This window comes from Vibrio sp. (assembly GCF_048266485.1).
Taxonomy (GTDB): domain Bacteria; phylum Pseudomonadota; class Gammaproteobacteria; order Enterobacterales; family Vibrionaceae; genus Vibrio.
The window spans coordinates 184,250-198,655 of the sequence record NZ_JBLWZK010000003.1 but is presented as its reverse complement, the minus strand read 5'-3'; the positions used below and the strand labels follow the sequence as shown (position 1 = coordinate 198,655).

The 14,406-nt window shown below is 39.4% G+C and carries 16 protein-coding genes; 9 read left to right on the top strand and 7 right to left on the bottom strand.

The annotated features are described in order from the left end of the window. Nucleotides 1-27 precede the first annotated feature (27 nt). From yjeH to ACN0T8_RS06805, 7 genes are all read left to right on the top strand, one after another. Complete coding sequence (gene yjeH / locus ACN0T8_RS06835) at nt 28-1,290, top strand: L-methionine/branched-chain amino acid transporter (protein ID WP_417879887.1); 1,263 nt, start codon at nt 28-30, stop codon at nt 1,288-1,290. Nucleotides 1,291-1,399: 109 nt separating this feature from the next. Then, nucleotides 1,400-2,083: a hypothetical protein gene (locus ACN0T8_RS06830; RefSeq protein ID WP_417879886.1), complete on the top strand. Its 684-nt coding sequence runs from the start codon at nt 1,400-1,402 to the stop codon at nt 2,081-2,083. Between the two features lie 118 nt (nt 2,084-2,201). After that, nucleotides 2,202-3,119, top strand: coding sequence for a DUF368 domain-containing protein (locus ACN0T8_RS06825; protein WP_417879885.1), 918 nt, complete (start codon nt 2,202-2,204; stop codon nt 3,117-3,119). Nucleotides 3,120-3,282: 163 nt separating this feature from the next. Continuing rightward, nucleotides 3,283-3,753, top strand: a complete 471-nt coding sequence (locus ACN0T8_RS06820) for a hypothetical protein (RefSeq protein ID WP_417879884.1) — start codon at nt 3,283-3,285, stop codon at nt 3,751-3,753. Next, nucleotides 3,750-4,340 (top strand): SCO family protein, encoded by a 591-nt coding sequence (locus tag ACN0T8_RS06815; RefSeq protein WP_417879883.1) that lies wholly within the window; start codon nt 3,750-3,752, stop codon nt 4,338-4,340. The genes ACN0T8_RS06820 and ACN0T8_RS06815 overlap by 4 nt, the downstream gene beginning before the upstream one ends. Further along, nucleotides 4,337-4,810, top strand: coding sequence for a copper chaperone PCu(A)C (locus ACN0T8_RS06810; RefSeq protein ID WP_417879882.1), 474 nt, complete (start codon nt 4,337-4,339; stop codon nt 4,808-4,810). The genes ACN0T8_RS06815 and ACN0T8_RS06810 overlap by 4 nt, the downstream gene beginning before the upstream one ends. Before the next feature lie 55 nt (nt 4,811-4,865). Continuing rightward, nucleotides 4,866-5,753 (top strand): DMT family transporter, encoded by an 888-nt coding sequence (locus ACN0T8_RS06805; RefSeq protein ID WP_417879881.1) that lies wholly within the window; start codon nt 4,866-4,868, stop codon nt 5,751-5,753. A gap of 106 nt (nt 5,754-5,859) precedes the next feature. On the opposite strand, the gene ACN0T8_RS06800 is transcribed toward ACN0T8_RS06805, so the two are convergent. Beyond that, entirely contained in the window at nt 5,860-6,096 is a 237-nt protein-coding gene (locus tag ACN0T8_RS06800; RefSeq protein WP_417879880.1) for an RNA recognition motif domain-containing protein, read from the bottom strand. 174 nt (nt 6,097-6,270) lie between these two features. Here ACN0T8_RS06800 and ACN0T8_RS06795 point away from each other — a divergent pair, with 174 nt between their 5' ends. Next, nucleotides 6,271-6,849 carry a DJ-1/PfpI family protein gene (locus tag ACN0T8_RS06795; RefSeq protein WP_417879879.1) on the top strand — a complete coding sequence of 193 codons (579 nt, stop codon included), beginning with the start codon at nt 6,271-6,273 and terminating at the stop codon, nt 6,847-6,849. A 104-nt stretch (nt 6,850-6,953) separates the two neighbouring features. On the opposite strand, the gene ACN0T8_RS06790 is transcribed toward ACN0T8_RS06795, so the two are convergent. The 4 genes from ACN0T8_RS06790 to ectA form a co-directional block, all read right to left on the bottom strand. Next, complete coding sequence (locus ACN0T8_RS06790) at nt 6,954-8,465, bottom strand: aspartate kinase (RefSeq protein WP_417879878.1); 1,512 nt, start codon at nt 8,463-8,465, stop codon at nt 6,954-6,956. A 126-nt stretch (nt 8,466-8,591) separates the two neighbouring features. Next, the gene (locus ACN0T8_RS06785; protein WP_417879877.1) at nt 8,592-8,978 is read right to left on the bottom strand and encodes an ectoine synthase; all 387 of its coding nucleotides are present in this window, start codon (nt 8,976-8,978) and stop codon (nt 8,592-8,594) included. Between the two features lie 87 nt (nt 8,979-9,065). After that, complete coding sequence (ectB, locus tag ACN0T8_RS06780; protein WP_417879876.1) at nt 9,066-10,331, bottom strand: diaminobutyrate--2-oxoglutarate transaminase; 1,266 nt, start codon at nt 10,329-10,331, stop codon at nt 9,066-9,068. Between the two features lie 85 nt (nt 10,332-10,416). Next, nucleotides 10,417-10,962 carry a diaminobutyrate acetyltransferase gene (gene ectA, locus ACN0T8_RS06775; RefSeq protein ID WP_417879875.1) on the bottom strand — a complete coding sequence of 182 codons (546 nt, stop codon included), beginning with the start codon at nt 10,960-10,962 and terminating at the stop codon, nt 10,417-10,419. A 564-nt stretch (nt 10,963-11,526) separates the two neighbouring features. Between ectA and ACN0T8_RS06770 the strand changes: the two genes are divergently transcribed. Beyond that, nucleotides 11,527-11,982, top strand: a complete 456-nt coding sequence (locus ACN0T8_RS06770) for a methylglyoxal synthase (protein ID WP_417879874.1) — start codon at nt 11,527-11,529, stop codon at nt 11,980-11,982. 217 nt (nt 11,983-12,199) lie between these two features. On the opposite strand, the gene ACN0T8_RS06765 is transcribed toward ACN0T8_RS06770, so the two are convergent. Beyond that, nucleotides 12,200-13,531, bottom strand: coding sequence for a reverse transcriptase domain-containing protein (locus ACN0T8_RS06765; RefSeq protein WP_417879873.1), 1,332 nt, complete (start codon nt 13,529-13,531; stop codon nt 12,200-12,202). Nucleotide 13,532: 1 nt separating this feature from the next. Continuing rightward, entirely contained in the window at nt 13,533-14,186 is a 654-nt protein-coding gene (locus ACN0T8_RS06760) for an SLATT domain-containing protein (RefSeq protein WP_417879872.1), read from the bottom strand. Between the last annotated feature and the right edge of the window lie 220 nt (nt 14,187-14,406).

Genomic DNA, 14,406 nt, shown 5'->3' with positions numbered 1-14,406 from the left:
TATACTGCTTTTCTATACGAGCCAACAATGAACCAAGAATTAAAAAAAGAAATCACCTTATTCGGTGGTATTGGACAACTTTCAACTACTCTATTAGGCACTGGGTTATTTATGATCCCTGCCATTGCAGCAAACTTAGCTGGCGAATGGTCATTATGGGCTTGGTTAATTCTGCTATTAGCGATTTGTCCTATCGCGCTCACTTTTGCCCTTCTTGGCCGCCAATTCCCCAATGCCGGTGGCACCGCTTATTTTGTTCGCAAGGCTTTCAATAGCAAAGTTGAACGCAGTGTAGCTTGGTTATTTTTAAGTGTACTGCCTGTTGGATTACCTGCTGCGATTACACTGGCGGGCGGTTTTGGTAAAGAACTGCTACCAACTTTTATGGCCCATCAATACATAGCTGAGGTTATCAGCTTATTATTTATTTTAGGGTTAACGTTACTGGGAAGTAAGTCTTCATCTCAATTTCAGGCATTGATTGCTTTAAGTATTTTGACCTTAGTTGCCGTGTTCTTTTGGAAGGGCGATATCGGGCTAACTGACATACCAATGCCAAGCTTAAATGCCTCTGCCGCTTTACCACTAGGTAGTGCGCTGGCAGTGATGTTTTGGTGTTTTGTTGGCATAGAAGCCTTTTCTCATATGGGGGAAGAATTTAAAAACCCACAACGAGACTTCCCTATTGCGATAATTCTTGGTTGTTTTCTAGCAGGCTTTATTTACTGGGCTTGTTCAGTGGTGATTTTAAAATTTCATGCTTTTGAACCAAACGTTGCGGCACATAGCTCAATTCCTTGGCTAAGCGAACAGTTATTAGGCAATAGTTTAAGTATGGTGATCACCATTATCGGCTACTTTGCCTGTTTTGCGAGTATCAACTTATATACTCAAAGTATGATCCGCCTCGTCTGGGCTCAAGCCAGAGAATACCGTCCAACCAATCGTCTGGCGATTCTATCTAAACGTGGCGTTCCAACCTGGGCAACTTATGCAGTAGCGGCGGTACTTTTCTCCTCAATTAGTCTAGGTCATATTATTCAGTTGGATCTCGAAATGTTGGTAAAGTTGGCTAATAGCGTGTTCGTTCTATTGTATTTATTGGCAATGCTTTCCGCCTACCGCTTATTAAAAGGTTGGGCAAAATATTTGGCCGGTTTTTCGACCCTATTGTGTGTGATTGTATTTGCCTGTTTAGGCTGGAGCATGCTCTACGCTTTAGTTATTTTTACTCTGCTTATGTTGCCTTGGAAGCGTGGTATGATGCGTTCTTCTACTCAATCTACTTAAAATAGATATTCTTTATTAAGCGATGTAATTTGAAACATAAAGACGCTGACCAATGCAAAACTTTGCTATACACTCTGACTGAGTATTTGTTTGCAAGGAAGCAAGCCTGATGTTTACAGAATGGGAACCAAACCGAATTTGGTACATTGATAAACCTTATCGTAAGTTTGGTTTAACGCACATACAACGCATGGTGATCATTAAATTAGACAATGATGAACTCATGCTTATCTCGCCAATTGAATTAACCACACAATGTCAACTTGCCTTATCTAAATTAGGTTCGGTAAAATACGTCGTATCATCAACACCAAGTTACCACCAGCACTTATCCGATTGGTGGTTGGCTTATTCCAAAGCTTACTTTTTTGCCACTCACGCATTAATTGAAAAAAGAACGGATCTCAACTTTGATGGGGTGTTATCAAAACAAACCCCACCACAATGGCAAGGACAGCTCTTCCAAACTGCGATTGGTAACGATGATACGCCCAATAAAATGTTGTTTTGTGATCCAGTTAGTCGCACACTTTTTGTCAGTGACAACCTTGTCGCGATACAAACTCACTTGCCGACCGGGCAAAAATTAGCGTCTTTGGTGCAAGGTGGAAAAGATCAACTTCGTCTACCTTATCAAGAACGCCGTAAGTTCAAAAATAAAGCAATGTTGCGCGTGTCGATTCAAGAAGTGATGACTTGGCCATTTGATCGTTTAATCACCTCCAATGGATTAATGATCGAAAAAGAAGCAAAAGACGCTTTTTACCAAGCCTTTTGGTGGGCATTTCAGTAAATAAACGCCAATTAGAACAAGTAGAACTTTTCATTTTCCATAAACCATGACAACCTACGCGCTCAAATTTATCTATGGTTAACATGAACATTGTTATTCATTTTAATGGTATGGGTTTATGAATTATCTTTGGACTTATCTTAAAGGCATTGCAATGGGTGCGGCCGACGTTGTGCCTGGTGTATCTGGTGGCACAATTGCCTTTATTACGGGTATTTATGACACACTTCTAGGCAGCATTCGTAAAGTGAACCCAAGCTTATTTGGCTTGTGGAAACGTGAAGGTTTTAAGGCGGTACTAACGCATATTAACGCCGGTTTTCTTATCGCGTTATTCGGCGGAATATTAACCAGCATATTGACTCTCGCGAAGCTGATTTCTTGGCTACTCGTCACCCACCCGATTCCGTTGTGGTCGTTTTTCTTCGGTTTAATTTTGATCTCTGTGGTTCATATTCTTAAGCAAGTGGAAGATCGACGTTTACACCATATAATCTTTCTAGTGGTTGGTGTTGCATTCGCTTACACCATTACGGTGCTGCAACCTTTAGATTTACAACCTACTACTCTGAATCTCATCTTCGCTGGTGCGATTGCGATTTGTGCGATGATCCTTCCTGGGATTTCTGGCAGCTTTATACTGTTACTGCTTGGTATTTACCCAACCATCTTAACCGCGGTTAAAGAGCTTAATATTGGCGTACTTAGCTTATTCGCCATTGGTGCGGTTGTGGGTTTGCTGAGTTTTTCTCATTTGCTTTCGTGGTTGCTCAATAAACATCGTTCAGTAACCTTAATTTTCTTAACTGGCTTGATGGTTGGTACACTACCCAAAATCTGGCCTTGGAAAGAGACCACTAGCTGGAGTGTTAATTCTCACGGTGAGAAAATACCGCTGATTCAGCACAACTTGTTACCTCATCAGTTTGAGCAAATTATCGGTCAACCATCACAAGTTATGCTGGCAATTGTTTGCATGATTGGTGGGATCGCAATTGTTTGGTTACTAGAAAAAGTCGCTCAGAAGAAAGATTAGAACCAACTACCACGATATTTATTTCAGCCCAAAACGAACATAACTGTCGATTTGGGCTTTTTCATATACAAATGCCATTCACTTCAAGAATTTCCCGCTAGATGCTTTATCTATCACGGCGATGTGATAGCATCTTCCAACATTTTCGTGACGACAAAAAATTATGACTTTGCGCTTTCATCTATCAAAATATCGTACTATTTGGATTTTTTTTCTACTCGTACCGATTACTTTACTTGCTGGCTTCTATGTACCCAAGGTAATCAATATTATCAACACTTCAAATCAAGTCGAACTACCAACAGATACATCTCAATATTGCGCGCTGTCTACCCAACAATGCAAACAACAAGACGTTACCATCACACTAGATACCGACGTAGCAAAACCACTAGAACCGACACATATTGAGGTTGATTGGCCCGATAACCAAAGTGATAAATTAGTGCTGACGCTTAGAGGGTTAGACATGGATTTAGGCGTCGTGAAATTCCCAATACAAAAACAAAAAAATAGTCAATTTCAAGGCACGATTGTTCTACCAATTTGCACCTATAGTAAAATGACGTGGATTGGTACATTAACTGACCAGCAAGGTAATAAAATTTATACCTCAATCAGGATGAAAAAATGAAGAAATCATGGATTTTAATACTTCTATTCGCTTTTGCTCTCGGCGTCGCACTGAACTTATATCTACAAAAAGACAATACTCAGACCGAACCAGCGACTTCAACCATTCTTGAAGCTGATGGAGATAGTCAGGTCGATATTTTTTCTACCGATGACCCACGTATTCGTATTATTTACTTTGGTTTCACACGTTGCCCGGATGTTTGCCCAACGTCATTGGCGATGCTTGCCGCCGCTTTAAAGCAAATTGAACCTCAATATTTAAAAGACGTTCGCCCGATGTTTATTACCCTTGATCCTGAACGTGATTCTGGCACTGATGCTCAAAAATACGCGCATTATTTCCATCCTCAAATTGAAGGCTATTCAGGCTCATTACAAACTATCAGCACACTGGCTCATCAATATGGAGTGATCTTTCAAAAAACAGAATTAGCTGATTCAGCATTGACCTATACAATTGATCACAGTTCATATTTTTACTTTGTAAAACCTGACGGCACATTACTCAAAAAAGTGCCTCACACCTTAAACCCTCAACCTCTTATTCTCGCGATTCAGCAAATTGAAAAGGAAAACGCGCAATGAAAAAAAACACTTTAATCTTATCTAGCCTACTGATTAGTGGCTCTGCATTAGCTCATGACGGATTAAAATATGATGAACCTTATGCACGCGCTACCCCACCAAATGCAGTAAACAGCGCTATATTTATGACGATTGAAAACCACATGAAGGTTGAAAGAGCATTAGTGTCGGCCTCAACGGATGTAGCAAAAAAAACAGAGTTACACACAGTTGAGAAAGAAGGTGATCTAATGAAAATGCGTCAAGTTGATCGCATCGTATTGCCAGCAGAAGGTAAAGTGGTTTTAAAGCCGGGAAGTTATCACATTATGTTGTTAGGCGTGAACCAACCGCTCGTTGAAGGTGAGACCATTTCGGTCAATTTATCTTATGCCAATGGTGAAACTGAAACGCTAGATGTACCAGTTAAAAAAGTCATGGCCGGCATGAAACCAATAAATAAAGAAGCGAATGATCACGCCCATCATTAATAATCATGATTAACCAGAAGTACAAATAAACATTCTTCCCAAAAGGCATAAGGTAGTGAACAGACCATTACAAAGCGCATCTCGATATCCTATCATTACTTTGACATTCACACTCAGTGCCTTAATCGCTTTTGCTGCTAATTCAGTACTCGCGCGCCTTGCGTTAATCGACAACAATATCGATCCTTTCAGCTTTACAAGTTTGCGTTTATTATCTGGTGCGATCATGTTGGCCATTTTAGTCATCATAACGTCTGCATCAAAAAATAAAGCCGCAAAATTCCCGTCACTTGAAGGCAGCGCCATATCGGCAATATTTTTGTTTATCTATGCTCTGTGCTTTTCGGTTGCTTACCTTTCCATTAGTACCGGAACTGGCGCATTGGTTCTGTTTGGAGCAGTACAAATCACCATGATTATTTACCAATTATTGAAAGGTAATAAGCTTAAATTGATCGAGTGGATTGGGATCTGTTTAGCATTCAGCGGGTTTGTTTACTTAGTTCTACCAAGTTTATCGACACCATCATTTAGCGGTTTTTTATTAATGGTAATCTCAGGCGTTGCTTGGGCAGGCTATACCATTAGAGGCAAAGGCAGCCGCGATCCTTTAAGTGATACAGCAGGAAACTTTATTCGTAGTCTACCGCTTTGTTTACTAGTGGTTTGTTATATTCTAGCGACTCAACACACCTTAACCCATACAGGCATAACACTTGCCATTATTTCAGGTGCGATTACTTCTGGAACGGGATATGCCATTTGGTATATTGCGTTGAGGGGATTATCTGCGACTCAGGCTGGGATTGTTCAACTACTGGTACCCGTCATTGCGGCACTAGGTGGAATGATTTTAGTACAAGAGCCGGTTACGATGTCATTTGTTGTAGCATCAATCATGATTTTATCAGGCATATTACTGATAACATTACAAAAAAAGTAAGTCCATACCCAAGTGACTTCAAGATGCAGAATTCACTTGGGTATACAACATAATAAATGCTCGTAATAATGAATATTACGAACATGGTAAGTAACATTATTAGCGACTAGCTTGCCACTTTTACTTTAATTTTACTGTTATCAATTTCCTTACCATTTAGCGCAAATCTCGCAGTTTTAGCTTGGTCTAAATCAGGCATAAACACAAAGCCAAAGCCTTTTGATTGACCAGTTTCTTGGTCCAGGACAAGGGTACATTCACCCACTTCACCGAATTCTTCAAATAATTTACGTATTTCAATTTCTGTAGTTTGGCGAGCAAGGTTTCGGACTAAAAGCTTCATAGCATTTCTCTTTAATGTTGTGTACTGGATTTGATTTGTATACCGAAAAAACTGATATATCTATCTCTAATAATGACACATAAAACCAAGTAGGTATGTTTTAATCTTCCTATTCGTAACATATCCTTTTAAAAGGAAGTAAAAGGTAAACCACTATTCACTCAAGGAAGTTAAATGAACATTGGTATCTATATTTATGATAATGCTGAAGTATTGGATTTTTCTGGACCTTATGAAGTCTTTACAACCGCGAACCGCGTATGCAACTCCTCTCCATTTAATATATTTTTGATTGCAGAAAACTTGCAACCAGTAAAAGCTCGCTCAGGATTTAATGTTCTACCGCATTATGATATTTCAAATCACCCTAAATTAGATGTCTTAATCGTTGTAGGTGGCGATCACACTAAAGAGATCAATAATAAATTAGCTATTGATTGGATTTCTCAGCAAGACCAAACCGTCTCTTTAATCACCTCTGTTTGCACTGGTGCTTTTTTACTGGCTAAAGCTGGTATTCTACAAACTCATCAAGTCACCACACACTGGGAAGATATTGCAGACTTACGCCAACAATTTCCTCACCTAAAAGTTTTAGAGAATGTTCGTTGGATACAAGATGGTAATCGAATTAGTTCAGGGGGGATTTCAGCAGGTATTGATATGAGTTTATTTATTGTCAGCAAATTGACTAGCATTGAAACGGCCGAAGCCACAGCCAAGCAAATGGAATTTCGATGGCAACGCAATTAATCAAACCTCAACTGCGTATATTATCTTCAAACACCAATAAAAAGCCCCTGCAACTAATGCCTACAGGGGCTGATTCTATTTAGCTATACTGAATGCAATCAATCTTAAGCAGCTTTTTCTTTATCCGTCTCTTTATCTGATTTTACGCCATCGATAAATTCTTCATGTAAAGTACAAATTGCCGATTCATAATTCTCATCATCAACCACAAATTGTACATCAACATTACGCATCGATGAGTGGGCTGCTCGTGGGGTAATATCTTGACTCATCAATGAAACCATACCGTGGCTTAAGGCCTTATTGGTATCAATTGATGCCCCAATGACTGAAATCAAAGCGACCATCTTGCCGGTGATTTTCGCATTTGGGAACACTTTTTCGGCACGAGACAACACTTTATTTTTACTCTTAGAGTTTCCGCTTAAGTAATAGGTAATTGAGTTTGCATTCATTTCTTTACCAACAAGTTGGACACGCTCATCATTAATGATCTCCATTAATTCATAACTAACGTTATCAGCTTGTCCTACCATTGCTTGGTCAAAGATATGTAATGCAAAGACTTTATTACGGCCAGCAATAATCTCAACTTTATCCGTAGTACCGGCATAGCTGTGCGGATTGAAAGCATGAGAAATCAAAGTGCCTTTATGTTCTGGCTCAAAAGTATTTTTAATCACAAGCTCAATACCACTACGGCGTAAACCTGATGCGGCATTTGGGTGAATCGCTTCCATACCTAGGTTGGCAAGTTGGTCAGCAACATCATAGTTAGTTTGTCCCATTGGACGTACTTTTTCAGGTCCTACAATGCGTGGGTCAGCAGTACTCAAGTGATACTCTTTATGAATCACCGCTTGTTGAGCTTTCGATAACACCGCTAAACGACTGAACGTCATCTCACTATAACCACGGTCATAGGTTTTCATTAAACCTTCAGAGCAATACACATAACCCGTGACAATTGGCAATTCTTTGCTCATATCTATATCTTGAAGGGCATTTTCAATGACGGTATCAAGGTTACCCGAAGCATCTTTACTTTCACTTTGCTGTTCGTCTAAATCCCAACCGGATAAATCAACAAACTTAGCATTGATATCAAGAGTTTTTAGCTTCAAGCAAGTATTGTAGGCACTATGTGCTTCACCGATGGAAGATAAAAACTCTCGGATTTGCGGCAAATAATGCTGCATTGAAAACTGTCCATATTGGCAAGTTTCCATAATGTTATTAATACAGTTGGTCGCTTTAGCGATACGGTCTTTAATAAAGTTATCGGCACGACGGCGGCTGATTGGATCAGCAAACATATTTTCGTTGATCAGCAACATACGCTGTTCAAGCTCTTCCATTGCATCGACCCAAGCATCATCACGATCGGCAACTAAACGATAAATACCTGGCTTACCAGTACGCTTACATTCTAATAATGCATCGGTAATACCACCGTAGGCAGAAACCACAAACATGCGGTTATATGGATTTTCTGGACGTAGTAGAATATTATCAAGAACAGCATCAAAGGCTGACATGGAAGTACCGCCAATTTTTTCAACGGTATGATTTAAAGTTTTATTATTGTCAGTGTGGCTTCTATTTGAAGAAGTCAAAATAAGCTCCTATGAGTAAATAATTTAAAATTCTATAATCTATTCGATTAATACGCATCTAAAGGCTTTAGCCCAGAATCCCGATCGAACTACGCTAAGCGTAGCGATCGAGATACGAGTTACGAATTAATCAACTAATGGATAAACACCATTTTCATCATGGGTTTCCGCACCGGTAATCGGCGGGTTAAACACACAAGCCATGACCATATCCGCATCTTTATATGCACGTAATTGGTGTTCATCGTGCTTGTCTAAAATGTACAAAGTACCTGGTTTAATTGGATACGTTTCGCCACCAACTACTTCAATCTCGCCTTCGCCAGAAATACAATAAACTGACTCTAGATGGTTTTTATAATGAATGTGTGTATCCGTACCGGCATAGATGTTTGTAATGTGGAACGAGAAGCCCATTTTGTCGTCACGCAATAACATACGTACACTTTCCCACGTATCTGCGACTACTCGACGTTCACTGTTTCGGCATTCTTCTAATGTTCTTACAATCATTTTTTATCCTTGTATTCATATGTTTAGGTATTCATTTAACTCGCCAATAGCGCTGTAACTATCAGCGCTAATTTTGAATGTAAACCTCTATGACGCTTTACGAGTTGCTTTCTCGGACACTTTCTCAACCGCTTTTTCAAAAATATGAATACCTTGTTCAAGTTCTGATTCGCTTACGGTCAACGGACAGAAAAACTTCACAACTTCATCGTTTGGACCTGCAGTCTCAATTACCATGCCATTTTCAAAACACTCGCTGGTGATCATGTCTGAGATATCGCCATCTTTACATTCGATACCCTGCATCAAACCACGGCCTTTAATGCCTTCAAATAAGTTTGAATATTGCTTCAAAGCTTTCTGTAATGATTTATTTAATTGCTCAGCACGCTCTTTAATATGCGTTTCAAACTCATCATTGTGCCAGTAGGTATCAATCGCTTCTGCTGCCGTTACGAACGCATGGTTATTACCACGGAACGTACCGTTATGCTCACCCGGTGCCCATTGGTCTAGCTCCGGCTTCATCAACATGATTGCCATTGGCAGACCGTAACCACCGATTGATTTCGACAATGTCACCATATCCGGTTTAATACCTGATGGCTCAAAGCTAAAGAAAGTACCCGTACGACCACAGCCAGCTTGAATGTCATCAACAATCAACAAAATATCATTGGTTTTACAGATTTTCTCTAAACGCTGTAACCATTTATCAGAAGCAGCATTTAAGCCACCCTCACCTTGCACAACCTCAACAAGTACTGCTGCAGGCTTATCCAAACCACCTGAATTATCATCAAGCATGGTTTCAAATAAAGCCAAACCATCAATGTCAGCATAACCTTCATAAGGAATGCGAGTCACACCCGAAAGCGGCATTGCTGCGCCACCACGGTGATGCTGATTACCGGTTGCTGCTAGTGCGCCATAAGACACACCGTGGAAACCATTGGTAAAGGCTACGATATTAGTACGGCCCTTTACTTTACGAGCCAGTTTCATAGCAGCTTCAACGGCATTTGTACCTGTTGGTCCAGTGAACTGAACTTTATATTCCAGATCACGTGGTTTTAAAATTTTGTCATTAAAACTTTCTAAGAAATGACCTTTCGCTTGTGAATGCATATCTAAACCATGGGTTAAACCATCTTGGTCGATATAGTTGAGCAATGCTTTTTTTAGGACAGGGTTGTTGTGGCCATAGTTCAACGAACCTGCACCGGCAAGAAAATCTAAGTAACGATCTCCGTCTTCGGTATGAAGCCAGCAACCTTTCGCAGAAGAGAATACTACTGGGAAGTTGTTGGCATAACATTGAACGTTTGATTCGTGCTTTTTAAAGATATTCATGTCTGATCCTGTCTATCATCCTATGTGTGTATCTCGATTGGGCGAATTCCCAATCAAGAATTTTTAAATAGATTTGTTTGTGTGGTTAACTCATGGCAAGAGGAATATGGAATAAATACTCACTATCATGCTCACCATTAAAATGATTTTCTTTGTCTAAGAAAACACTTACGCGTCCTTCTTCACCATCTTCTCGCTCAAGTTTTCGGAATAAATTCCAAGAACCATGATTATCTTTGGTAATCGTCGTCTCAATTGCAGCAACGCCAGCGACACACTCACGCGCTAATAACGATTTAATCATTCGATACGCTAATCCACAGCCACGGCTATTTTCCGCAACCGCTACTTGCCAGATAAAAAGAACTGGTCGATTAGGGTGACTTGATGGTTTGAGATAAGCGGAAACAAAACCTGCAATTTGACCATCTTTTTCAGCCAATACGCATGTATCGCTAAAATGTGATGCCTGCAAAAAGTTACAGTAGGCAGAATTTGTATCCAAAGGAGGACACGACTCAATCAAAGCGTTTACTTGATTGCCGTCGGTTATTTCGGGTTTTCTAAATGTTAACTCGTCCTGAGTTTTGGTCACTTTTTCGGGGTGTGCTACCCACGGTGCCGTAATCATCTTAGCCCTATTTTTTATTTGTACACTGTTTCTTTATTCGAACAATCCAGCTACTGATAAAGAAGCTCAGTGGCGATTAATTTTTATTAGTGCGTGTTGCTAAAACGAGAAGCAATTGCTTAGTGCACTAATCAATTTCGTTTTAAATAATAACGTACTCGATTATTTTATCAACCCCTTATTACTTAAGTGAATATATACTTCACCATTAAGATATTGATTTAAAAGGTGAAAATTAACATGTTAATTTTTAAAATAACAAAATAAGTCCTTTAGAGGTGTAATTAATAGTTCGGCAAAAAATCATATTAATGTCATATCAGTGGACTACGATTCAACACACGAAGACTGATAATGGAAGTGTTACTTCAAGAGGCGTTAGATCCATAATTGAGGGTTTTCAATATTCAATGTGGTGAATAATAAAGGCAGAAGAGTACAGCGTGATCAAGCCCTCAAATTAAGATCTAGGAACTGAATAATCATGCTATTTTTTTAACTGTAATTAAATTATGCTGTTGTTAGTCTTTCATTTATTTTTATTGAACATTTAGGATGTTAACAATGAAGAAAACCATTCGCACAATGCCTGCGCACAAAAATATCGCCCTGGTTGCTCACGATCACTACAAGCCAGAGCTACTTCGCTGGGTTGTTGAGAATAAAGAGAAACTACAAAGCCACTTTCTTTACGCTACCGGTACAACAGGGAACATGTTAAGCCGCGAAACTGGGCTTGCGATCAAGAGTTTAATCAGTGGCCCTATGGGGGGAGATCAACAGCTTGGTGCTCTAATCTCTGAGGGGAAAATAGACATGATGATTTTCTTCTGGGATCCACTAAACGCAGTTCCTCATGATCCAGATGTTAAGGCGCTACTACGTATAGCATCGGTTTGGAATATTCCAGTAGCAACCAACCGTGCAACAGCAAATTTCTTATTCAACTCCGTATTGCTAGAGCAAGAAGTTGATATTGAGATCCCGGACTATCAATCTTATTTGAATGAGCGCCTTTGATTTTCGCAAACTCTCATGTGAAAGTAATAACATCTCTTACAAAATGGCAGCGCTCTCATCAGAGCGCTGCCTTTGTTAAAACGTTTATGCCCCAAAGTAAGTTAGCTACCGTTTAAGCCTCTGGTCCCTGAATCATCATTTGGCCTATTTTTTCTAATGCCTGTCAGGCGTCTATAGGTGCGAGGGAATATCTCCCCTTGTTTAACGAACATTCAACCTAGTAACCAAAGTCTTTCACATCAACTTCTAGCTCTCTGACTTGAGAACCTATTTTTTTATGGAAGTGGTAACGAATTTCTTCATCAGTCATATTGGTCAAATCAAAACTAAAATATTGAACTAAAGCCTCTTTCATCTCAGGTATTTCATACTGGTCGAAGTTTGGTACATAACTGGTGTTATATTTGTTATGGCTAATTTCTTTGAAAGTGCGAACAAACTTTTTAGGTTTGATTTCTACCCCAAAACGCTTACATAGGCGCAGGACATAATGATCTAATCTGTGGAGTAGTTTTTCATCATTGATCTCAGCGAAGAAAAATTGCCAACCCTTACATTTATTCTCAAACACACAGCCAGTGATTCGTAGGTTCAATCGCCATTCTAAAATTTTTAAGCTCTTATTTTTAGAGTGCTTATAGCTTGTGAAAATCCCAGCAAGAGAAGCCTTTAACTTTTCAATCGACCCATTTCTTGCAGAGATATGCTCATTGGTGAATTGATACCCAAGATAATCAAAACCGTTAGCAAGTGAGTCAATTTTTGACTTCTCTGGTACTTTCACTGGGCAGTGTATTTTTAAACCAATATTGCGAAACTTCTTGATAATGATTTGTGCTAGATAGTGTGCTTGATCAGCAGAACAAAGAACTAATACATCATCAACGTAGCGGTAGCATTTTACGTTAGGCAATTCAGATAAAAATTTGTCAATGTTTTGGAGGTAGATGGCTGCAAGGATGTTGGAAACAGCCAACCCTTGGGGTACGCCGACTTCACTTGGCTTATCATCCTTTCTCGAAACTAGAACTGAAGGGGCAGTGACAGCCGAAAAGATCATGTCTAGTATGTGATCTTGCCTAATGCGCTTTTTCAATTGAGAGCGTAGGTTTTTATGTCTTATCGATGGGTAAAAATTCGAAACATCTAACTTAATATAGCTATCAAAGTCACCAGATAAAGCGTGAGCCTTAACATCTTTAATGACATCTTGAGGAAGCGTGAACTTCACTGATTCTGCAAATCGGTCTTGTAGAAAGTTACACATAGCACGTAATGCAATTCTATCTCTAACTGTAGGGATAGAGATTTCACGAGGGGCTTTATTTCTCCCTTTAGTCAGCAACTTTAGCTTGTACTTGGAAAACGCATACGAACCTTCAATCATTTTACGAGAAATGATTTCAACTTGCGGGTCTAACTGTTTTCTGAAAGCATACTGATTCATATTGTCTATGCCAGTAGCACCAGAATATACAACATGATTGGAAAAGATTTCTTTTAGATTCTCGTGCCTAAACTCTTTATTAAATTGGTCTTGTACACGCATTTTATCCACCAGTAGAAGTTGGAGTGGATAAGAATAGAGACGAGTTTAATGCAAGCAATATCAGTACAGGCAAGACATAGAAAAACACAAGAGTTAACAATCTGGCAACAAAATAAGATACTGCTAAAAACCAGTGATGTGATGTTGGTATTCTAGTAAGAGCTTGTTTTGGTTGTTGTTTGTTTTCCGAGGTATCTGAATGGAAACCTTTGCTTACTTGTCTTACGGTGCTGGTACTTGCCCAATACTCTTGGCATAGTGCAATGGCAAAATCTTTGTCAGTGTGGTTTTCACAAGCATTTAGCTTAGATTCGTAGGTTGTTGATAAATTGGCCAAGTCAGCATTTGGCTTGGAGGCTTGATGCATAATGCTATTCAAACTTTCATAACATTCTTTGATTAGGTTTGCTCTTTCCTTAAAAGAAAGCCCGTTGATGAATCCTGAAATGCAAAGTATTAGAACAGAATATACAACCCAAGAGATCGCTTCGATTCCATTTTGTGGATTCTTTAGATAATAAACGGATACGGCGACAGAGAAGAATGAATACCAGAGTAGTATTACTTGTGAGTGAAAGGCGTTAGACAAAAGTCGTTTTTCAGTTTGAATTCGTGCTTTTCTTGTCCACCAAATATTGTCTGCCAAAGCCACCATCTTCTCCTAATGTTGGGGGGTGTGCTTCATAGAGGTAGTTTAGTTACAATAAGTTAACACTCCTACTGGAGTAAGCATATACGAGATACACTAAGGGCGAACCCTTCGAAATTAGTTTCACTCTTACTGCTAAGAGTGGACAGCCACTAAGAGCTGTCACCACTATGAAACACAGTGTGTATAGTACATTTTCGGAGTTCGAGGCTCAATAATTTTTTGT

Excerpts from the sequence above, each read along its gene's own strand:
- yjeH (WP_417879887.1), top strand. The coding sequence starts at position 28 with ATGAACCAAGAATTAAAAAAAGAAATCACCTTATTCGGTGGTATTGGA.
- ACN0T8_RS06830 (WP_417879886.1), top strand. The coding sequence starts at position 1,400 with ATGTTTACAGAATGGGAACCAAACCGAATTTGGTACATTGATAAACCT.
- ACN0T8_RS06825 (WP_417879885.1), top strand. The coding sequence starts at position 2,202 with ATGAATTATCTTTGGACTTATCTTAAAGGCATTGCAATGGGTGCGGCC.
- ACN0T8_RS06820 (WP_417879884.1), top strand. The coding sequence starts at position 3,283 with ATGACTTTGCGCTTTCATCTATCAAAATATCGTACTATTTGGATTTTT.
- ACN0T8_RS06815 (WP_417879883.1), top strand. The coding sequence starts at position 3,750 with ATGAAGAAATCATGGATTTTAATACTTCTATTCGCTTTTGCTCTCGGC.
- ACN0T8_RS06810 (WP_417879882.1), top strand. The coding sequence starts at position 4,337 with ATGAAAAAAAACACTTTAATCTTATCTAGCCTACTGATTAGTGGCTCT.
- ACN0T8_RS06800 (WP_417879880.1), bottom strand. The coding sequence starts at position 6,096 with ATGAAGCTTTTAGTCCGAAACCTTGCTCGCCAAACTACAGAAATTGAA.
- ACN0T8_RS06795 (WP_417879879.1), top strand. The coding sequence starts at position 6,271 with ATGAACATTGGTATCTATATTTATGATAATGCTGAAGTATTGGATTTT.
- ACN0T8_RS06785 (WP_417879877.1), bottom strand. The coding sequence starts at position 8,978 with ATGATTGTAAGAACATTAGAAGAATGCCGAAACAGTGAACGTCGAGTA.
- ectB (WP_417879876.1), bottom strand. The coding sequence starts at position 10,331 with ATGAATATCTTTAAAAAGCACGAATCAAACGTTCAATGTTATGCCAAC.
- ectA (WP_417879875.1), bottom strand. The coding sequence starts at position 10,962 with ATGATTACGGCACCGTGGGTAGCACACCCCGAAAAAGTGACCAAAACT.
- ACN0T8_RS06770 (WP_417879874.1), top strand. The coding sequence starts at position 11,527 with ATGAAGAAAACCATTCGCACAATGCCTGCGCACAAAAATATCGCCCTG.
- ACN0T8_RS06765 (WP_417879873.1), bottom strand. The coding sequence starts at position 13,531 with ATGCGTGTACAAGACCAATTTAATAAAGAGTTTAGGCACGAGAATCTA.
- ACN0T8_RS06760 (WP_417879872.1), bottom strand. The coding sequence starts at position 14,186 with ATGGTGGCTTTGGCAGACAATATTTGGTGGACAAGAAAAGCACGAATT.